Annotated in this window: 15 protein-coding genes and 1 pseudogene; 8 read left to right on the top strand and 8 right to left on the bottom strand. The window is 59.3% G+C overall.

Going from position 1 to position 20,372, the window contains the following annotated elements; all coding sequences use genetic code 11:
• The first annotated feature begins 49 nt into the window (after nt 1-49).
• The 7 genes and pseudogenes from G3A56_RS12835 to G3A56_RS12805 all read left to right on the top strand — a co-directional run bounded on the left by G3A56_RS12835 (nt 50) and on the right by G3A56_RS12805 (nt 9,731).
• Nucleotides 50-1,941 (top strand): annotated as a pseudogene (locus G3A56_RS12835) (ABC transporter ATP-binding protein).
• Nucleotides 1,938-3,839 (top strand): ABC transporter substrate-binding protein, encoded by a 1,902-nt coding sequence (locus G3A56_RS12830; RefSeq protein ID WP_082182974.1) that lies wholly within the window; start codon nt 1,938-1,940, stop codon nt 3,837-3,839. Before G3A56_RS12835 ends, G3A56_RS12830 begins: the two are co-directional and overlap by 4 nt.
• A 1-nt stretch (nt 3,840) precedes the next feature.
• On the top strand, nt 3,841-4,839 hold the full coding sequence (locus tag G3A56_RS12825) for an ABC transporter permease (protein ID WP_003492296.1): 999 nt from the start codon (nt 3,841-3,843) through the stop codon (nt 4,837-4,839).
• Nucleotides 4,836-6,011, top strand: a complete 1,176-nt coding sequence (locus G3A56_RS12820) for an ABC transporter permease (protein WP_082182977.1) — start codon at nt 4,836-4,838, stop codon at nt 6,009-6,011. The genes G3A56_RS12825 and G3A56_RS12820 overlap by 4 nt, the downstream gene beginning before the upstream one ends.
• Before the next feature lie 72 nt (nt 6,012-6,083).
• A complete protein-coding gene (locus G3A56_RS12815; protein WP_035241152.1) occupies nt 6,084-7,292 on the top strand; it encodes a glycosyltransferase family protein in 1,209 nt (402 codons plus the stop codon).
• 43 nt (nt 7,293-7,335) lie between these two features.
• A complete protein-coding gene (locus tag G3A56_RS12810; RefSeq protein ID WP_164056410.1) occupies nt 7,336-8,583 on the top strand; it encodes a glycosyltransferase in 1,248 nt (415 codons plus the stop codon).
• Nucleotides 8,580-9,731 (top strand): glycosyltransferase family protein, encoded by a 1,152-nt coding sequence (locus tag G3A56_RS12805; RefSeq protein WP_082182979.1) that lies wholly within the window; start codon nt 8,580-8,582, stop codon nt 9,729-9,731. The genes G3A56_RS12810 and G3A56_RS12805 overlap by 4 nt, the downstream gene beginning before the upstream one ends.
• Here G3A56_RS12805 and G3A56_RS12800 read toward each other — a convergent pair.
• The 6 genes from G3A56_RS12800 to G3A56_RS12775 form a co-directional block, all read right to left on the bottom strand.
• Nucleotides 9,697-10,437, bottom strand: a complete 741-nt coding sequence (locus tag G3A56_RS12800) for a copper homeostasis protein CutC (RefSeq protein WP_082182982.1) — start codon at nt 10,435-10,437, stop codon at nt 9,697-9,699. The two genes, G3A56_RS12805 and G3A56_RS12800, sit on opposite strands and share 35 nt — an antisense overlap.
• 79 nt (nt 10,438-10,516) lie before the next feature.
• Nucleotides 10,517-11,722 (bottom strand): MFS transporter, encoded by a 1,206-nt coding sequence (locus tag G3A56_RS12795; protein WP_082182983.1) that lies wholly within the window; start codon nt 11,720-11,722, stop codon nt 10,517-10,519.
• Between the two features lie 62 nt (nt 11,723-11,784).
• A complete protein-coding gene (locus tag G3A56_RS12790) occupies nt 11,785-13,218 on the bottom strand; it encodes a M81 family metallopeptidase (protein WP_082182986.1) in 1,434 nt (477 codons plus the stop codon).
• 12 nt (nt 13,219-13,230) lie between these two features.
• Nucleotides 13,231-15,150, bottom strand: a complete 1,920-nt coding sequence (locus G3A56_RS12785) for a beta-N-acetylhexosaminidase (RefSeq protein ID WP_082182988.1) — start codon at nt 15,148-15,150, stop codon at nt 13,231-13,233.
• 44 nt (nt 15,151-15,194) lie between these two features.
• A complete protein-coding gene (locus tag G3A56_RS12780; RefSeq protein WP_082182990.1) occupies nt 15,195-15,977 on the bottom strand; it encodes an SDR family oxidoreductase in 783 nt (260 codons plus the stop codon).
• Nucleotides 15,978-16,061: 84 nt separating this feature from the next.
• The gene (locus G3A56_RS12775; protein ID WP_082182992.1) at nt 16,062-16,925 is read right to left on the bottom strand and encodes a MurR/RpiR family transcriptional regulator; all 864 of its coding nucleotides are present in this window, start codon (nt 16,923-16,925) and stop codon (nt 16,062-16,064) included.
• A gap of 243 nt (nt 16,926-17,168) precedes the next feature.
• Here G3A56_RS12775 and G3A56_RS12770 point away from each other — a divergent pair, with 243 nt between their 5' ends.
• Nucleotides 17,169-17,654: a hypothetical protein gene (locus tag G3A56_RS12770; RefSeq protein WP_082182994.1), complete on the top strand. Its 486-nt coding sequence runs from the start codon at nt 17,169-17,171 to the stop codon at nt 17,652-17,654.
• Nucleotides 17,655-17,806: 152 nt separating this feature from the next.
• Here the strand turns inward: G3A56_RS12770 and G3A56_RS12765 are convergent, their stop codons facing one another.
• Both G3A56_RS12765 and G3A56_RS12760 read right to left on the bottom strand, forming a co-directional pair.
• Complete coding sequence (locus tag G3A56_RS12765) at nt 17,807-18,919, bottom strand: ABC transporter ATP-binding protein (RefSeq protein ID WP_082182997.1); 1,113 nt, start codon at nt 18,917-18,919, stop codon at nt 17,807-17,809.
• A 188-nt stretch (nt 18,920-19,107) separates the two neighbouring features.
• Nucleotides 19,108-20,340 carry an ABC transporter substrate-binding protein gene (locus G3A56_RS12760; protein ID WP_082183001.1) on the bottom strand — a complete coding sequence of 411 codons (1,233 nt, stop codon included), beginning with the start codon at nt 20,338-20,340 and terminating at the stop codon, nt 19,108-19,110.
• Between the last annotated feature and the right edge of the window lie 32 nt (nt 20,341-20,372).

The raw sequence follows: 20,372 nt of genomic DNA, 5'->3' as shown, positions 1-20,372 counted from the left end.
GCAAGTTGTCACAAGGCAACGATAAAGAGACGGCAAGGAACCCTTTGGCATGAGCGCAGGCGCAGATTTGCTCCGTATTGAAAACCTGCGGGTCTCGTTTTCTCTTATGGGTGGCACCATTGAAGCCGTGAGAGGCGCCAGTCTCCGCATTCTTCCGGGCAAAGTAACCGCGCTGGTCGGCGAGTCCGGCTCCGGAAAATCCGTCATCGGTCAGACCATCATGGGCATCCACCCCAAGACGGCGCGCGTGAACGGCCGCGTACTCTTTACCGATCCTAAAAATACCGCCGCCGGCCCCGTCGATCTGCTGCAATTGCCGAAGGACGGCCGGGAGATACGGGCCATCCGCGGAAATCGCATCGGGCTGATTTTTCAGGAGCCGATGACGTCTTTTTCACCGCTGCACACCATCGGCAACCAGATCGACGAGGCGCTGAGAATCCACAGCATCCTGTCGCCGGCCGAGCGCGCGGAAAAAATGCATGAAACGCTCGATCTTGTAGGGTTTTCCAACCCGAAGAAGGTCGTGAACATGTATCCCTTCGAATTGTCGGGGGCATGCGCCAGCGCGCCATGATCGCCATGGCGCTGATCTGTCGCCCGGCGCTTCTGATCGCCGACGAACCGACGACGGCGCTTGATGTGACCATCCAGGCGCAAATCCTCAAACTCCTGCGCGATCTGCAGAGCCGGCTCAACATGAGCATGCTGCTCATCACCCATGATCTCGGCGTGGTGGCAAACATCGCCGATGAAGTGGCCGTGATCTATCAGGGCGAGATCATGGAAGCGGGCACGGTCGACGACATTTTCAAATCACCAAGCCATCCCTACCTCAAGGGCCTGATGGCCGCGGTGCCGCATTTCGACATGAAGCCCGGCGAGAGGCTGAAGGCGCTGCGCGAGATCACCGTCGATCATGAAAGCCTTGTCGGGAAGAAAACCGCCACTGTGAACAAGACCCCCGGCCCGCTCTTGACGGTGGACAATATCAGCAAGACCTTCACGACCCGCAAGTCCAGCTGGTTCCGCAAAGGCGATGCCCATGCCACCAAGGCGGTCAACAGCGTCAGTTTTGACATCCGCCGGGGTGAATGCCTCGGACTGGTCGGCGAAAGCGGCAGCGGCAAGACAACCGTCAGCAAGATCCTCATGCGCGCCGTTCGCCCGGACGAAGGCTCCGTGACCTTTCACCGGCCGCAGGGCGATATCGATGTCCTCAATGCCAGGGACGGCGATCTCAAGGAGTTGCGCTCGAAGATACAGATGGTCTTCCAGGACCCGATCTCATCGCTTTCGCCGCGCATGACCGTGGGCAACATTCTCAGTGAACCGCTTCAAATCCATGGGCGGGGCGATGCGAATTACCGCGCGGAAAAAGTCCGCAACCTCGTCAAGGCCATCGGTCTTGGAGAAAGTGCGCTGAACCGTTACCCGCACAGTTTCTCCGGCGGCCAGAGGCAGCGTATCGGCATTGCCAGAGCCCTGGCGCTCGGTCCCGAGCTGCTGATCTGCGACGAACCCGTCTCCGCCCTCGATGTCTCCGTGCAGGCGCAAATTCTCAACCTGCTCAAGGATCTGCAAAAGGACCTCGGGCTTACCTACCTCTTCATCTCGCACAATCTGGCAGTGGTGGATTACATGGCCGACCGCGTGGCCGTGATGTGCGAGGGCCGTATCGTTGAGCTGGCGCCGCGGGAGGTCATGATGCGCTCACCCGTGCATCCCTATACCAAATCGCTGCTGGCGGCCGTGCCCTTCCCCGATCTCGACCGTCCGCTCGATTTCCGCACCATCGGAAAGATCAGCGCGACCGGCAAGTTCGACTGGGGCAAACAGTTCCGCGATGAGGGTGACGGCGAAATGATCTCTGCCGATCTGGGTGACGGCCATTTCGTTCTCGCAAATGGCAATGCCGATATCCGGGAGCTCCGCCCTTGATCACGCGCCGCACCACCCTTGCCTTGCTGGCCTCCGTCTTTTTGCCGACCTATGCACGCGCCGCCTATACCGACCCTGCCTACTTCAAGGAAAAGCGGGAAAAGGGCGAATTGCCTGATATAGCGGAACGCCTGCCAAAAAATCCGCGCGTCATCGACATGAAGGCGCTTGGCCGCGAGCCGGGCAAACACGGCGGCTCCGTGCGCATGCTGATTGGCGGCCAGCGCGATATCAGGCTTATGCCGATCAGCAACTATGCCCGCCTTGTCGGTTATGACGAAAAATTCGAGCTTCATCCGGATATTCTGGAAAGCTACGATGTTCAGGAAGAGCGCATCTTCACCTTCAAGCTGCGTGAGGGTCACAAATGGTCCGACGGCAGCGACCTTACCTCAGAGGATTTCCGCTATTTCTGGGAGGATGTCGCCCTCAACAAGGAAATCCACAAGGGCGGTCCGCCGATCGAACTTCTGGTCAATAACCAGCCTCCCCTGATCGAAGTCATCGACCGGTTGACGGTGCGTTACACCTGGGAAGGTCCGAACCCGGATTTTCTGGCGAAGCTCGCGGCCGCCTCACCGGCGCGGCTGTTCCTTCCCGCCGCCTATATGAAGCAGTTCCACATCAAATATCAGACTGCAGAAAACCTCGCCAAGCTCATCAAGAAAAACAAGACGGATGACTGGAGCGGGCTACATATCAAGATGTCGCGGCAGGTCCGGCCGGAAAATCCCGCTTTGCCGACGCTCGACGCATGGCGAAACACCACCTCGCCGCCGGCCGAACAGTTCGTGTTCGAACGCAACCCCTATTATCACCGTGTCGATGAAAACGGCCTGCAACTGCCTTATCTCGACCGGTTCCTGCTGAACGTCACCTCGTCCGACATTATCTCGGCCAAGACAGCATCTGGCGACAGCGACCTGCAATATTTCGGCCTCGATTTCGCTGACTACACCTTTCTGAAGGATGCCGAAAAGCGCTTCCCCCTGAAGGTCAACCTCTATAAGCGCTCTCAAGGGTCGCGCATCGCACTTTTGCCCAATCTCAATTGCGCCGATCCGGTGTGGCGTGGCTATTTCCAGGATGTGCGCGTGCGCCGGGCCTTGTCGCTCGCGATCAACCGGCATGAAATCAACATGGTCTGCTTTTACGGGCTGGCGAAGGAAAGCGCCGACACGGTTCTGCCGGAAAGCCCGCTTTACCGGCCGAAATTCGCAGAAGCCTGGAGCGCCTTCGACCGGGCGACCGCCAACAGGCTGCTCGATGAGGTGGGTCTCGACAAGCGCGACAGTGCCGGCATAAGGCTCCTGCCGGACGGCCGCCCGGCCTATATCATCGTCGAGACAACAGGCGAAAGCACGCTTGAGACCGACGTGATGGAACTGGTGACGGATCACTGGCGTCACATCGGCATTGCGGTTTCCGTCCGCCCCACGCAGCGCGATGTCTTCCGCAAGCGCGCCATGGGCGGCGAGGTGCTGATGTCGGTATGGATGGGCATGGACAATGGCGTGCCGACGCCCGACATGCTGCCCTCCGGCCTCGCCCCCACCGGCGACGACCAGCTGCAATGGCCGGTCTGGGGCGTCCACTATCTCTCCGGCGGACGTGAAGGCAAGGAGCCCGATCTGCCGGAGGCCGCCCATCTGCTCGATCTCCTGAAAAAATGGCGCAGAAGCATCACCGAGGAAGAGCGGACGGCCATCTGGCTGGAAATGCTGGAAATCTATACACAGCAGGTGTTTTCCATCGGCATTGTCAACGGCGCGCTTCAGCCCGTCGTCCATGTCAAACGCATGCGAAATGTGCCGGAAAAGGCGCTTTTCGGTTATGAACCCACATCGTATCTCGGCGTCTACCTGCCGGATGCCTTCTGGTACGACGGAGACGCCTGATATGCTGCGGTATATTTTGAAGCGCATCCTCGTCATGATCCCCACGCTGATTCTGATCTCGATGCTGGTTTTCACCATCATCGAACTGCCGCCGGGCGATTATTTCGAAAGCTATGTCGCCGAACTGCGCGCCATGGGCGAGACGGCGAACCTTGCCGAAATCGAGGAGCTGCGCACCCGCTATGGCTTCGATCAGCCGGCACCGATCCGCTACTTCCGCTGGGCAACCGGCATGCTGGTCGGCGATTTCGGCTACTCTTTCGAATATCAGCTGCCCGTCAGCGACGTGGTGGGGGATCGCCTGTGGCTGACGGTGCTGGTGTCCTTCGTCACCATCATCGTCACATGGCTCCTCGCTTTCCCGATCGGCATCTATTCCGCCACGCATAAATACAGCTGGGGTGATTACGGGCTCACCTTCCTCGGCCTGCTCGGCATCGCCATTCCCAACTTCATGCTGGCGCTGATCCTGATGTATTTTGCCAATATCTGGTTCGGAATCTCCATCGGCCATCTGATGGACCGGGAATATCTGAACCAGGCAATGAGCTGGGCGAAGTTCAAATCGATCCTCGAACATATCTGGATACCCGTCCTCATTATCGGAACGGCAGGCACGGCCGGCATGATCCGCCGCCTGCGTGCCAACCTCCTGGACGAATTGCAGAAGCAATATGTCGTAACGGCGCGTGCGAAGGGGCTTCACCCCTTCAAGGTGCTGATCAAATATCCCCTGCGCATGGCGTTGAATTTCTTCATTTCGGACATCGGCTCGATCCTGCCTGCCATTATTTCTGGCGCGGAAATCACCGCCGTCGTCCTGTCGCTCGAAACCACCGGTCCGATGCTCATCCGGGCGCTGCAGAGCCAGGATATGTATCTCGCCGGTTCGTTCCTGATGTTCCTTGCTTTCCTGACGGTGATCGGCGTGCTGGTATCAGACATCGCCCTTGCCATACTCGACCCGAGAATTCGCTTTGGAGGTGGTAACGTCAAATGACTTCATCCATCCCGAACTCAGGCGAAGCACTGCCCCATTACGTCTCGACGGCGCCATTCGACCCGTCGCTCATCGAACCCAACACATCCGGAATGGCGGCCTTCAGCAAGGCGTCGCAATTGCGGCTCATGTGGTGGCAGTTCCGCCAGCACAAGATCGCGGTATGGTCCGGCGCGTTTCTGGTGGTGCTTTATCTCTCGATCCTGATCAGCGAGTTCCTCGCCCCTTACAATCTCCACACCCGCAATATCGAGCATATCTACGCACCGCCGCAGGCTATTCACCTCTTCAACGACGGCAAATTTGTCGGCCCCTTCGTTTATGGCCGGGAAATGACGCTCGACATGGACAATCTGAGGCGCGTTTACCGGGATGTACCGACGGATATCCAGCCGCTCCGCTTCTTCTGCAAGGGCGATACCTACCGTTTCTGGGGCATGTTCGAAGGCAGAACCCACCTCGTGTGCCCCGCCGAAGGCGGTGAAATGTTCCTGCTCGGCACCGACCGGCTGGGACGCGACGTGCTGTCGCGCATCATCTACGGCGCACGCATCTCGCTGACCATCGGCCTCCTCGGCGTCGCCATGAGCTTTGTTCTCGGCATTGTGATCGGCGGTTTAGCCGGTTATCGCGGCGGCACCTTCGATCTCATCGTCCAGCGCATCATCGAGGTCCTGCAATCCATCCCGAGCATTCCGCTATGGCTGGCGCTTGCGGCGATCATGCCCGTGACCTGGAGCCCAATCCTCGTCTATCTCGGCATCACCATCATTCTCGGCATGCTGGACTGGACGGGACTGGCGCGCGCCGTGCGTTCGAAATTGCTGGCGCTTCGCGAAGAAGACTATGTTTTGGCTGCGCAATTGATGGGTGCTGGCACGCCGCGCATCATTGGCAGACACCTTATCCCCGGCTTCATGTCGCATCTGATCGCTTCGGCAACGCTGACGATACCGGGCATGATTCTCGGCGAAACCGCGCTGAGCTTCCTCGGCCTCGGCCTCCGGCCACCGATCACAAGTTGGGGAATTCTGCTCACGGAGGCGCGCAGCGTCAGCGTCATTGCGCTATATCCGTGGCTTCTCATACCGACGATCCCGGTCGTTCTCGTCATTCTGGCCTTTAATTTCTTCGGTGACGGACTACGTGATGCTGCGGATCCCTTCAGATAAAATGGAACACCTTTTGATGAACTGCTCTTCCGCCATCGCCTTTTTTGTGAAAGGCAAAAAGAGGTGTGGCCCATGACCTCCCGTTTGAACGACGCGCGTATCCTCATGTACAGCCACGATTCCTTCGGCCTCGGCCATCTGCGGCGGTGTCGCACGATTGCGCATGCGCTGGTGGAAGATTATCGCGGCCTCAACGTTCTCATCATTTCCGGCGCGACCATTGCCGGCGCTTTCGATTATCGCGCCCGCGTCGATTTCGTGAAAATCCCGAGCGTCATCAAGCTGCGCAACGGTGAATACACCTCGATGGACAGGCATATCGATCTTCAGGAAACGCTGAAGATGCGCCGCTCCATCATTTATCATACGGCCGAAAGCTTTAAGCCGGATATCTTCATCGTCGACAAGGAGCCCATGGGCCTTCGCGGCGAGGTGGAGGAGACGCTGGCCTACCTCAAGGGTCAGGGAACCAAGCTCGTCATCGGCCTGCGCGATGTCATGGATGCGCCGCAACTCCTCGAAGCGGAGTGGAAGCGCAATAACGTCATGACCAAGATCGGTCAGTTCTATGACCATGTCTGGGTCTACGGCCCGCCGGATTTCCACGACCCGCTGACGGGGCTCGATGTTCCTAAGAACGTTCGCGACAAGATGGATTTCGTCGGTTTCCTGCAGCGCTCGAAAACGCAGGCTGAAACCGTGGCGCACCGTCCGGAGGGGGACTATCTTCTCATCACCACCGGCGGCGGCGGCGATGGCAGCGAATTGATCGACGACGTCATCAATGCCTATCGCCATGACAGTGAACTGACGCACAAGGCGCTGGTGGTGCTCGGCCCCTATATGCCGGCGGATCAGCGCCAGCGCTTCATGAGCAGCGTTGCCGATATCCCGCATATCGAGATCATCGAATTCGACAATCGCATGGAAGACCTCGTTGCCGGCGCGCAAGCTGTCGTGTCGATGGGCGGCTATAATACCGTCTGCGAGATTTTGTCCTTCGACAAGCCCGCCCTCGTTGTACCGCGCACGGTGCCGAGGGAAGAGCAGCTTATCCGCGCCAGCCGCGCGTCGGAACTCGGCCTTTTCGACATGCTTCTGCCGGAAGATGCCGAGAACCCCGCCAAGATGGCGGCGGCTCTCAAGGCGCTGCCAAACCGTGCACCGCCCTCCGTCAATTCGCGGGATCTGAAGCTCGATGGTCTCGAGAACATCTCGAAACGGATCGCCGAATGGCTGCCGCCCGAGGGCGAGCGGGCGCCGATCACGCTGACCGCGTGACCGGTTCCCTGACAATCACCGCTTCAAAAGAGACACGCGCAACGTGACAGATACAAAAAAAATCGTGGTGCTCCTCAAGGGCTATCCGCGCCTGTCCGAGACTTTCATTGCCCAGGAGCTTCTGGGGCTCGAAAAGGCCGGGCTCACGCTGGAACTGATGTCCATGCGCCGGCCGACGGATAAAAAACGCCACCCCGTTCATGATGAGATCCGCGCGCCCGTCACCTACCTGCCGGAATATCTGCATGAAGAACCGCTGCGCGTTCTAAAGGCATTGTGGGCGTGCCGCAAAAAGCCGGGCTTCACCAAGGCGCTCCGCCGGTTTTTCAGCGATCTGCCGCATGATCTCAGCCGCAACCGCTTCCGCCGTTTCGGGCAGGCCGCCGTGCTTGCCCACGAATGGCCAGCGGATGCCGAATGGCTGCATGTCCATTTCATCCACACACCCGCCTCGGTCGCCGCCTATACCCATCTCATTACTGGCACACCCTGGACGATTTCGGCGCACGCGAAGGACATCTGGACCTCGAACGACCGTGACCTTGCCGCTAAGCTGCAAAGCGCCCGCTGGGCCGTGACTTGCACTGCCGGCGGCTTCCAGCATCTGCAGACCCTTTCCGGGGCCAGGCAGAATGTGCATCTGAGTTATCATGGCCTCGATCTCACCCGCTTCCCGCATTTCGACACGCCACGCCCGGCGAGAGACGGTTCAGATGCCGGTGACCCGGTCAGGATTTTAAGCGTCGGCCGGGCGGTCAAGAAAAAGGGCATCGATATTCTCCTGCGCGCGCTGGCTTCACTCCCGCAGGATATCCATTGGCGTTTCACCCATATCGGCGGCGGTGATGAACTGGTCGCGCTGAAGAAACTCGCAGACGAGCTTGGCCTCGCCGACAGGATCGTCTGGACCGGGGCCATGGACCAGAAGCAGGTGCTGGAGAATTACCGGGAGGCGGATCTCTTCGCCCTTGCCTGCCGCATTACCAGCGATGGCGATCGCGACGGCCTTCCCAATGTGCTGGTTGAGGCCGCGAGCCAAGCGCTGACCTGCATTTCCACCAAAATCTCAGGCATTCCGGAATTCTTCGTCGACGGTGAAAACGGGCTGCTAACCGATCCGGAAAATCCGGCCGCATTCGCCGAAGCACTGCGTGCGGCCATCACCGATCCGCAACTACGCCAGCGTCTGGGTGCTGCCGCCGAAAACCGCGTTCGAACCGCTTTCGATCATCGCACCAGCATTGCCGAACTGAAAGCCCTGTTCGAAACCGAGTGGGAAAAGACGCCATGAGTGATACGGAAAAGCGTCCTTCAGTCTTCTTTTATGTCCAGCATCTTCTGGGCATCGGCCATATCGCCCGCGCCAGCCGCATTGCCAACGCCCTGCAGGCGGATGGTTTCGATGTCGTTCTGGTGACGGGCGGCACCCCGGTACCGGGCTTTCCGGGCGATGGTATCCGTCATGTCGAATTGCCGCCCATCGCCGTCAGCGACGGCAGCTTTTCCGGCCTTGTCGACAGTTCCGGCAAACCGGTGGATGACGACTTCAAGAAACTTCGAACAGACATGCTGATCGGCGCTTACCATGGCGCAAAACCGGACATCGTCATCATCGAGGCTTTCCCCTTCGGGCGCAGACAGGTGCGTTTCGAATTGCTGCCGCTTCTGGATGAGATCGAGGATAGCGAACCGCGCCCGCTCGTCATGACGTCGCTGCGTGACATTCTGCAGGAAAAAACCAAACCCGGCCGTGACGAAGAAACCGTGTCGCTGGTGAAGAAACATTTCGACGCGGTGCTGGTCCATGGCGATCCGGAATTTGTGCGACTGGAGGATACCTTTCCCCTTGCCGGCGAAATCAGCCAGCGCATTATCTATACCGGCCTCGTCGCACCGCTGCCGCCGCCAGAACCGGCTGAAAAATTCGATATCGTGGTATCCGCAGGCGGCGGCGCGGTTGGCGCAGCACTCGTCCGGGCAGCACTTGAAGCCGCCCCGCTGCTGGACGGCATCAAAAGCTGGTGCCTCGTCACCGGCCCCAATATGCCTCAAGCGGATTTCGATGCGATCTCGGCTGAGGCGGCGGACAATGTATCCGTCTTTCGCTTCCGCAAAGACTTCGCAAGCCTTCTTGCCGGCGCGCGGCTTTCGGTTTCACAGGCCGGTTACAACACCGTCTGCGATATTCTTCAGGCAAAATGCCGCTCGCTTCTGATCCCCTTCGCGGCGGGCGGCGAAACGGAACAGAGCGCCCGCGCCGAACGACTGGCGCGGCTGGGACTGGCGCAGGTGCTGGAGGAGAAAGATATCTCCGCGCAATCCATGGCAGATGCCATCAGGGCCGCATTGGCCCTGCCGGAACCGGACACGATCAGCCTCGATCTCGATGGCGCGGCTGGGACAGCTAAAGCTTTGCGCCGCCTTTTTGATGAGCGGTGAGGATCGCCTTTAATTCGCGAACCGCCGCTTCGTCTGTTCCCTTGCGCCCATCGCCGGTGAAACCGAGCTTCGCAACCTTGCTTTCCGGATCATAAGATGGAACGGCGGAACAGGATGCGTGGATTTCCGTGATCGGAAAGCGGTCCAGCAATGTCTGCACGATCTGCGGACGCACGCCTGCACCTGGCATGATGACGATCCGGCCGGCGGCGATCTCTGATAATCGCGCCAGCGTCTCCATGCCCTCCAGCGCCGAACGCGCGCCGCCTGAGGTGAGGATTCTCGGAAAACCGAGCGCGATGGCAGCTTCGAGAGCCTCGTCCATGTCGGGAACGACGTCGATCGCCCGGTGCAGCGTCATATCCAGCCCATCGGCGTGACGGCGCAATTCTTCGAGCAGCCGAATATCAAGCGAGCCATCGCCAAGCGATGCGCCGAGCACCACGCCGGAAAGCCCCGCAGCACGCGCCGCATCAATATCGCGTTTCATCACATCGGCTTCGTCACGTGTGAACACGAAATCACCGGCGCGCGGTCTGATCATCACGCTGACCGGTAATCCATAGGCCGCCGCTCGCTGCATGAAACCCGCAGACGGTGTGACGCCGCCACCGGACAATGCCGCGCAGAGCTCGATACGATCGGCACCGCCCCTGACCGCCGCTTCCAGCCCGGCCACATCGTCCACGCAAATCTCGAGAATCATCGTAACCTCTTTCATTCGAACGTGCTCTGTTCACGCACCGGGTTATCCGAAAGCCGCCCACACTTTTCGGCCCGACGCTCTACCTGCGGCGACCCGTCCCATCAAGCGCATAGAGCATGTAAACGCCGCCGAGACCCACAACTGCTCCCAGAATGGAGGTTCCCGAATAGCTTGTGACAAATGTGCCCAGGGCGAAAATCAGCGCACCCAGACCGGCACCAAGGAAGATATTGACGGCGATCAGCGAGCTTCCAAGCCCTGGCCGATCCGCGATCAGCTCCTGCAGATAGGTAATCGGGATACTGATGATGGCCGCCGCGCCCAGCGCGCTGATGATGGTTTGTGCGTAAATGTGCCATGGCGCGGAAGCGAGCCCCTGCAGGATGAGATAGATGGCATAAAGCACCGCTCCCGCCGCCAGCGTCAGCGTTTGCGGCACCTTTTTCTCGATCCAGCCCCACAGGAGAATGAAAACGATTTCCAGCGCCGCGACAATACCCGCCACGATACCGATATCCGCGACCGTGCCCTGCGCCTGACCCGTTATGATCAGCGAACGTATGGAATCATTGAGATGCAGCATCGAGCAGATCAAGGCGATAGCAATGATCCGCAGCAGCACCCGCCGCGACCCGATTTCCGCGAGCGAGGCGCGGAGGCCGAACCGCGCTTCGGTGTTCACGGTCGCCGGCGTGGCAGCGCGCGGCAGGCAAAAGGCGACAAGCAGAAAGCAGATAAGCGCGCAAATGCCTGAGAACAGGAAAGCCAGCAGCATATTGCCGGAATTCACCAGAAAGATACCGACGATACCCGGCACCAGCACCCAGGACAGCGAGATCGTGGCCCGCATGATCGAATTCACGGCGATCATGTCACCCGTCGAAAGATTACGGGCATCGGCGCGCACATGTGCAAAGATCAGCGAATTCATCGCCCCGAAGATCGGCAGGAGGACCAGCTTCGCACTGATGAAAGCCATGGCGTTACCGACGAGATAAACCAGCAGGTAACCGCTGACGCCGAAGAGCGCGATGAGCAGCATGGGCTTGCGATATTCGCCCAGCCTGTCGGCGACGATGCCCATCAATACGCTGGCGCTGACATTGATGACGGCGGCAAACAGCATCAGCAGGGAATAGACGGTGTTGCTAAGCCCGATTTCACGAATGCCGATGACCGCCTGATAGGGAGCGGTGGCTGCATTCGAAAATCCGAAAAACAGAATGGCGAGCGCCCCGATGCGGATCGACGGATTATTGATAACGATGGAAAGAGCCGACGGCATGGATATTCGCCTGAGATGATCCGGCATCGCCGGATCGCTTGATAAAACCTATCGAACCGCCGTCATCGCCAGCGGGCAGAAAGGATGGGTTTCGGGATATAGTCGAAATGCGGCTTCCATGGGTAAAAATCGCCTTCCCGGCGGCGATTGGGAAGGTTTTCGATATCCTGATTGATAACCCCCTCCGTCAGCGCCATCAGATTGGGATTGGCGATCGGCGCCAACTCCGGCGAAAGATACCCGGATTTGACGACCAGCAGCCTCACAGCCTTCGGATCGAAGCCCAGACGGGTGAAATCCGCGATCATGTGATAGGGCCTGCGCCTTGCGGCCAGAATGACGATGATGCCGCCGATGCCGACCACCGCCTGCCGCTGATCCGCAGCATCGGGATCGTCCAGTTTCAGAACCTTGGCTTCGACCGTGACGGACGGGCTCTCAGGATCGAGACTGCCGCCAATCTTCAGGGAAAGCGTCGCGTCCTCACCTGCCGCGAAGCAGGCTTCGACGGCCGGCCTGTCGGTGATGCCGCCCATCAAAGCGCCCTGCCAGTTGCGTTTAATCAGCGCCGCCAGAACATCGGCGCGATCGCCCACGCCGCCGCCGGTCGGATTGTCACCCGAGTCCGCGAGAATGATCGGGCTGGTGGCCGTTTTTTCCGCAATATCGAGAATGGCGTCGAGCGGCTGGGTCACCGGCCCGAAACGGAAATCCTGCCGGGCATTCCAGTAGGATTGCGCGATCTCACTGGCAACCGCCTGCGCGGCCTCCCTATCCGTCCCCGTCACCACCGCACAGGACGTCGCCCTTGGTTCGTCGGCCCAGACATAGCCGATCATGAAATTCGCATCCCATATGCCGGGCCGGGCATCATGATCCGGTAGAACGGCATAGAGACTTTTTGTGGGTTCATCTTCCGTGGATGTCTTTTCACCCGGCAGCAGAACGGGGATTTTCGCCCAGGCCACACCGGGCTTCTCGCCCGTTTTCAGCGCCTTGATGAGCATCGTCCACGCCCGCACCATCGTCTCGCGCACATCGATATGCGGCGCAGTTCGGTAGCCGGCGAAGATATCAAGCTGGTCGATGATCGTTTGGCTGACATTGCCATGCAGGTCGTAGCTCGCAGAAATAATCACATCCGGCCCGACCACGGCGCGGGCGCTGGAAATCCAGTCGCCCTCCGCATCGTCCATGCCTTCGACATTCATCGCGCCATGCATGGCAAGGTAAAGCCCATCCAGCGGCAATGAAGCTTTCAGCCGCTCGAGAAATTCCTGCTTGAACGCGTCATAGGCCGCGCGCGATACCGGACCACCCGGCACCGCCCGCGCATGAAGCAACGGCAACACCTCCGCCCCGCCTTCGCCGAGGAAATTGAAGTACTCGGCTTCCGGCAACTCTGCACCGCGGGAAACGCGAAAGTCTTCCTGGCGCATCAGCACCGGCGAATAGGTGCTGCATTCGGTATGAATACCACCAACGGCAATACGCATCTCGCCTGCCCCTCAATAAACCGGGTTCAAGGAGACGATGGCGGAAAAACGCAGCCAGTCCTTCTGCGCCTTCGGGGTCCACGCCGCCTCGGCAATAGCCGGCAGCCTCGGGAAAACCAGATGGTTGAAATAGGCGCGGTTGAGGAAATGCTCCGACCAGATGCAGGCCTGAACGCCTTTCATCCGCTCCTTCAATTCCTCCGGGAAGTCGCCGACCGCCTCGTAAGTATAGGTGTGCGAAGGCGGAACGGTGCCGGCCCAGCTTGCGCCGGGCTCCTGCCAGGCCTCATCCTGTACCATGTCGAGATAATAGGCCTGTCCCGGCGTCATCACCACGTCATAACCCTGCTTTGCAAGCTCAAGGCCAACTTCCGGCTTCTGCCAGGCCATCAGCAATGTTCCAGCCGGATCGACGCCGCCACCATGTGAAACTTCGTCCCAGCCGGCAAGCTGGCGGCCACGCTCATGCAGCATCCCCTGGATGCGCTTCATGAAATAGGACTGGATGCCGAAGGTGCCGTCGAGCCCTTCCTTTTCCATCAACGACTTGGCAAGCGGCGAGGCAAGCCAGGAACCATCCGCAACCTCGTCGCCACCAATGTGGATCAGCCGCGAGGGGAAAAGCTCCACCATCTCGTCGAATATCTTGCCGAGGAACTCATAGGTCGGCTCGATGGCGGGGTTGAGCGCATTGTTGGGATAGCCCTGCACCGAACGGTAGCTGTCCGGCGCTTCCTGCCCGTCTGTCAGATCCGGATAGGCAACGAGAGCCGCCGTGCTATGGCCGGGAATATCGACTTCCGGCACGATCTCGACGTTCAATGCGGCCGCATGCGCAACGACCTTGCGCACATCGTCCTGGCTGTAATAGCCGGAAACGGGCTCGGCCCCGTTGCCGAGTTGCGGCAGAAGCGGCGTATCCGGACCGCGGGTTGCGCCAACGGTTGTCAGCAGCGGATAGGCCTTGATTTCAAGCCGCCACGCCTCGTCATCCGTCAGATGCCAATGGAACCTGTTCATGCGCAGCCATGCGAGAATATCGATCAGCCGCACGACATCATCAGTCGGATAGAATTGCCGCGAGACATCCAGATGGCATCCGCGCCAGCTGTAACGCGGTGCATCGGTGATGGTGCCGGAGGCCGGGAAGCGAAACTTGGGATCGATCCGCGCGCCATGCAGCAATTGCGCCAGCACCGTCAGGCCATATTGCAGACCGGCAGCGGCCGAATATTCCACGACAACAGCTTCATCGGAGAAAGACAGGCGATAACCTTCCGCCTCCAGGCCGCTATGTTTCTTGAAGCGAAGCGGTTTGCCCTCATGAACCGGCGCAAGGCTGAAAGGCACATGCCCAACGGCAAAAAGCCTGCGGAACAGCGACAGCACGGTTTCCACCGCAAGCACTTCCTCAGCCTTTGCATCCTCCGTCGGGAAAAGTGCGACGGGGAAGGCCTCGCCCGGCTCGGCATCGACTTCCGCTGGCCATGGCTGGATGGCGAAGGGCAGGTCGAGCTTCCCTTCAGGAAGCAGAACCGGCGCCGGCTCGCTGTGACGCCCGTCCAGCATCAAATCGCCGACAGCAACGGCGCGATGCGTACCGTCGGCAAGGCTGACATAGGCGGATTTCGCGCCATCCGTGCGATGGCGGGCTGGCCTCAGCAAGCCATCGACGGTGAAACGCCAGGATTTACCGGCCTCGAGCACGAAACCGGGCGGCGGCGCAAATTCATGGAAATTGGCATTGCGGCGCAGATAAACGGCATTGCCGCAAACCGGCTTGTCCACCGTCCGGGTGAGGGACGTGTAGACGATCCGGAAATCTTTCAGCGGCTCATGGGAGAGATTGAACAGGGTGAAGGTGAAACCACCCGATGCGGATTCTGCGAGCGGATGCCACGAATTTTCAAGACGATAATGTGCGAGCGCCATGATGCTCCCCTTTATTGCGCATTGCGCCCCCGAAAGGGCTTCGATCAGTAGTGTTCGGATTGCGAGAAAGTACGGGCAAGCGGGGCCTGCCCCGCCGTGAGCCCGCAGTCGACCGGCAGGCACACGCCGCTGATGGCGGCGGCCTGTGGACCGGCCAGAAAGGCCACGGCGTTGGCCACATCTTCGGGTCTCACGATGCGCTGCAGCGGATACCAGTGCTTCGCTTCCTCGAAGACCTGAGGATTGACCGCCGCCCGCGCCTCCCACGCCTGCGTGCGCACGGTACCCGGCGCAACGGCATTGGAACGGATGCCGAATTTACCGTATTCGACGGCGATCAGCTTCGTCAGATGGATCAGCCCCGCCTTTGCCGCGCTATAGGCGGGATGGCCGAACACAGCCATGCCGTTGACGGAACTGATATTGACCACGGAACCCTGCGTTCGCTTCAGCGCCTCTTCGAAAGCCCTGAAGCAGAGAAACGGTGCTTCCAGATTGAGGGTATTGTCCTTGCGCCATATTTCGGCGGTCGTGTCGTGCAGGCTGACCGCCCTTGCAGCCCCTGCATTGTTGACGAGGGTCGCAACATCACCCAGCTCCGCGACCTCCGCGGCCAGCCTTGCAAGGTCCTGCGGATCGGTGACATCGCAGGTTTTCGAAACGAAGGCGGGACCGGAAAGCAGGGAAAGCGCATTGGAAAGGGCGTCGGGATCGATATCCACCAACACCACCTTCGCATGGCTTTCAGAAAGCGCCGCGGCAATTGCCCGGCCTATGTCACCTGCCGCCCCCGTTACGACGGCGACCCGGTCTTTCCTGTCCTGCATCTCATCCCACTCCTTCGAAGCTTTCCAATCAGTCTCGGAGCGGGTTCTTCAGGCAAACCGCTCACAATTTTCACTTTCCCGCCTTCAGTCACCCAGCAATTGCCGGTCATCCGGATCGCGATGTTCCACGAGTTGCTGCTTGATGTGACGCAGGGTCACCATCGACCGTTGCCGGTGATGATAGGCAGCAAGGGTCGCCAGAATATCGACGGCGGCCAGATAGGCGTAACGCGATGAGGTCGGGCGGAAGATGTTGTTTCCTTCAGGCACGTTGACGGCCACCACCATATCGGCGGCCATGGCAACGGGCGTGTCGCTCTGGGTAAGCGCGATGGTGGTGACCCCCATTTCCCGCGCCACCTTGAAGCATTTCACCAGTTCCATGTTGCGCCCGGAAAAGGAGGAACCGATGATGACATCTTCCTTCCGCGCGGCAGCGGCCATCATCAATTGCATGCTATGGTCGGCGCTGGTGGAGACGCGCAGGCCCAGGCGAAACAGCCGGTTCTGGATTTCCGACGCGATCATCGAGGAATTACCGCCGGCACCAAAGGCATAGATCATGCCGCTATTGGCGATCTTGATCGCCGCTTCGTCGGCAAGAGCGGGATCGAGTGTCTTGTGGAGCAGGAAAAGTGCTTCCTGCGCTTTCGCAAGCACTTCCTCGGCCACATCCGACGGGCCGGTGCTTGTGGGTTCCGAGGTGAGATAACGGATGCCCACATAGGCGGTCTTGGCAAGGCTGACCTTGAAATCCGAAAAGCTCTGGCAGCCGAGACGCCGGCAGAAGCGCGTCACCGTTGGCGGCGAAACCTCGGCGCGAGCGGCAAGCTCGATGATGGAGGCATTGACAGCGAATTCGAAGTCCGAAACCAGAATTTCGGCGATGCGCCGCTCCGATTGCGAGAACTGCCCCTTGTCTTCCTGAATCCTTGCGAAAATATCCATGCTCACCGGTCTCCGTTCCGCCAAAACTTAAGGCTTGGCCCCGTTACCGATGCATCCTAATCCGAGACGCCCGTCAACCGTACACACCCATGAATCAACCATGCTTCGTCCCATTGACGACACGATGGACACCTTTGATTTGAAAATCATTTTCTCTGTTGATTGCGAGATGAGCATATGCCAACAATCTTCGCCAGAGAAATCTCCAAATCCTGAAAATAATTTCAACAATGGAACTGAATCATGCGCGATCCCTTCAAAAACCCCTTTCCCGAAACAGACGTCGCCCGCCATTCCATCTGGGAGATGCTGGTGACGCGGGACATCGACGCATTCCTCGCCGCCGACTGGTCGAAGGTCGCGGGTGATTTCGTCGAAGAGGGCTTCCTCGGCATCAATGCCAACCGGGACGCAAACCCGGACAACTGGCGTCTGTCCTTCCCGTCGCTCGTGGCCTACCGTGACGAATGGCTGCGACAGGCGCAGGATTTCCAAACCCAGCAATTCGCCGAAAACCCGCGCGATGCGATCTTTACGACCACCACGCTGGAAGACATCGAAGTGGAAGGTGAGACCGCGCTGGTTCGCAAGAAGTTCGATGGCGGGCTTCGCAAGGCCGATGGCAGCTTCGACGTCATGCAATGGCAGACGCTCTATTATTGCCGGCTGCATGAGGGCCGCTGGAAAATCAGCGGTTTCACCGGCTACATGCCCAACCCGATGCCTTGATCCAACGCTTTTGCGAGAAATATTCGAGCGCCGGGCCGAAAGCCCGGCGTTATTTTTTCGTCCGGAAAAGGCGGAAGAAAACCGCCGGGAATGGATCGCGTCAGGAAAAACCGGGCATGGGGAAACAGATTTCATGGCCCGGTTCCTGCCCTTTATTGTATCAGCTTGAGGACTGAGAGGTCGACGCGCCGTTCCAGCGCGATACCGCTCTCATCAAACAGATGGCAATCCGACGCCTTGATGCCGGTGACAATAGGTTCATCAACGACAACCGGGGCGGAACCGGAAAGAAGCGCGCAATAGTTCTCGCCCGTCGGAGCAACACCGTAAGCGATGGTATTGACCCCCAGCCGCTCAATGACGCTGGGCGCGATCTTGATATTCAGGTCGGCCGTTTCAAGACCTGTATGTTCCGGACGAATGCCAAGCGTCAGCTGCGCGCCTTCGAGACCGGGGCGAGGTTCCACCGGCACGGTGATCGTCTGGCCCTCATATTCCACGGTCACGCCATCGGCGCTGGCGGATTTGCAGGTGACCTTCAGGAAGTTCATTTTCGGATTGCCGATGAACCCCGCAACGAAGAGGTTCGCCGGCTTATGATAGAGCTCCAGCGGCGCACCGACCTGGGCAATTTCGCCGGCATTCAGCACGACGATACGATCGGCCATGGTCATGGCCTCCACCTGATCGTGCGTGACGTAGATCATCGTCGCCTGCAGCGTCCGGTGAAGATTGGTAAGCTCGATGCGCATGTCGGCGCGAAGTGCCGCATCGAGGTTGGAAAGCGGCTCGTCAAACAGGAAGATCTTCGGTTCGCGAACGATAGCGCGACCGATCGCCACGCGCTGGCGCTGGCCACCGGACAACATGCCGGGGCGCTGCTGCAGGCGCTGGTCGAGTTGCAGGATCTTGGCAACCCCCTCAACCTTTTCCTTGATCTTGCTCTCTTCCATCTTTTCGACGCGGAGCGGAAAAGCGATGTTTTCGAAAACTGTCATATGCGGGTAGAGCGCATAGGACTGGAACACCATGGCAATGCCGCGTTTTACCGGCGGCAATTCATTGACCTTGACGCCGTTGATGACGACGTCGCCGGCGGTAATATCCTCAAGGCCGGCAATCATGCGCAGCAATGTGGATTTTCCGCATCCCGAGGGGCCGACAAAAACGACGAACTCGCCATCCCTGATGTCGAGCTGAACGCCCTTGATGACTTCGAAATGTCCATAGTTCTTGCGGACGTTGTTGAGATAAAGCTGACCCAAAACTTGCCTCTCCCGTCACCAGCCGACATCAGGCTGCGTTCAGAGACGTTCCGCAACACGGGAGAAAACCGCGCCTTACCGGAACCGTTGAAAAACACGAGAAGCCCCTTCCGTCACAGCGGCTGGCATTCTCGCGGCGAATTCATGAGGTTGCGGGCGACCTGCGCCCGCAACCGTCGCATTGTGGATTATTTATACTGCTCGAGAGCGGCGGAGGCCTTCTTCGCGGCATCCTCCGGCGTCGCCTTGCCGGTAACGACGGACTGCACCATCTCGATCATCGTGTCCTGGAAGCCCTTGTAGTCGGTGAAGAGCGGCTCGGGACCACCATAGGCGATACCGTCGATCAGCGGCTTCCAGAAGGGGTCCTTGGCGATGAATTCATCAACCTTCGGCGACGGACGAAGCGGGGTGAGGCCAGCGCCGCCCTGCAACTCGTATTCGCCCTGCGGGCCGGGCGAAGTGATGAACTTGGCGAATTCGGTCGCCTTTTCTTCCACGCCCGTTCCCTTGAAGATCGCGAGGCTGTCGGTGATGAGCAGCGTGCCGGGACCCTTGGCTTCAGGGCCGAGCGGCAGGGTTGCGATGCCCCAGTTGATCTTGGTTTCCTGCAGGCGGGTTGCTGCACCCGAACCGGCCTGGATCATGCCAACCTTGCCATCGAGGAAGATGGCGCGGATTTCGTTCTGCTCATAGGCGGTCGGACCTTCGACGGAATAAGGCGTGATGTCCTTATAGGCCTTCAGCGCCGCGACAACCTGCGGGCTGTCGACGGTGATCTTGTCGCCATCGATAACCTTGCCGTTATTGGTGTAAACCCAGTGCATGAACTGGTGCATGGTGTTGTCGAAGGTCTTGGCGGGCAGGCCGTAACCGGCGATGCCGGTCTTTTCCTTGATCTGCTTGGCGAAGGCAATTTCTTCAGCCCAGGTCTTCGGCGGTGTTTCCGGGTCGAGACCGGCCTGCTTGAACAGGTCCTTGTTCCAGTAGAGCGCCTTGGTCGAGAAAGCGACCGGCACGCCCCATTGCGTATCCTCGAAGGTGACCGTGTCGACAATGTTCGGGTAATAGGTCTTCTTTTCGTCTTCCGTCATCGGCACCGGAACGATGAGATCGTTCTGCGCGAACTGCTTCAGCGTGCGCGAACCGACATAGGCCATGGCGACCGGGGTGCCGGCAGCAGCGAGCGTGGTTGCCTTGTCCTGGCACTGAGCCCAGCCGACGACTTCAGGCACGACTTTCCAGCCTGCATTCTTGCCTTCCCATTCCTTGATGTATTTCTCATGGATGGGGTCCATCTTGTCGCCGCAATAGATCCAGCTGATCTCCTTGTCGGCGGCATGCGCCGTCACCGTGCCAAGGGCAGTGGAACCGGCAAATGCGAAAGCGCAAAGCGCCAATCCGTAATGTTTCAGTGCCATAGGTAGTCTCCCATTTTCTGGTGGTCGTTCCG

This window comes from Rhizobium oryzihabitans (assembly GCF_010669145.1).
GTDB classification, from domain to species: domain Bacteria; phylum Pseudomonadota; class Alphaproteobacteria; order Rhizobiales; family Rhizobiaceae; genus Agrobacterium; species Agrobacterium oryzihabitans.
Note: the sequence above shows the minus strand (reverse complement) of the source record. Positions and strands in the feature narration are given on the sequence as shown.

Coding starts and splice junctions, on each gene's coding strand:
- G3A56_RS12825 (WP_003492296.1), top strand. CDS start 3,841: ATGCTGCGGTATATTTTGAAGCGCATCCTCGTCATGATCCCCACGCTG.
- G3A56_RS12775 (WP_082182992.1), bottom strand. CDS start 16,925: ATGGATATTTTCGCAAGGATTCAGGAAGACAAGGGGCAGTTCTCGCAA.
- G3A56_RS12780 (WP_082182990.1), bottom strand. CDS start 15,977: ATGCAGGACAGGAAAGACCGGGTCGCCGTCGTAACGGGGGCGGCAGGT.
- G3A56_RS12805 (WP_082182979.1), top strand. CDS start 8,580: ATGAGTGATACGGAAAAGCGTCCTTCAGTCTTCTTTTATGTCCAGCAT.
- G3A56_RS12800 (WP_082182982.1), bottom strand. CDS start 10,437: ATGATTCTCGAGATTTGCGTGGACGATGTGGCCGGGCTGGAAGCGGCG.
- G3A56_RS12815 (WP_035241152.1), top strand. CDS start 6,084: ATGACCTCCCGTTTGAACGACGCGCGTATCCTCATGTACAGCCACGAT.
- G3A56_RS12820 (WP_082182977.1), top strand. CDS start 4,836: ATGACTTCATCCATCCCGAACTCAGGCGAAGCACTGCCCCATTACGTC.
- G3A56_RS12795 (WP_082182983.1), bottom strand. CDS start 11,722: ATGCCGTCGGCTCTTTCCATCGTTATCAATAATCCGTCGATCCGCATC.
- G3A56_RS12770 (WP_082182994.1), top strand. CDS start 17,169: ATGCGCGATCCCTTCAAAAACCCCTTTCCCGAAACAGACGTCGCCCGC.
- G3A56_RS12785 (WP_082182988.1), bottom strand. CDS start 15,150: ATGGCGCTCGCACATTATCGTCTTGAAAATTCGTGGCATCCGCTCGCA.
- G3A56_RS12790 (WP_082182986.1), bottom strand. CDS start 13,218: ATGCGTATTGCCGTTGGTGGTATTCATACCGAATGCAGCACCTATTCG.
- G3A56_RS12760 (WP_082183001.1), bottom strand. CDS start 20,340: ATGGCACTGAAACATTACGGATTGGCGCTTTGCGCTTTCGCATTTGCC.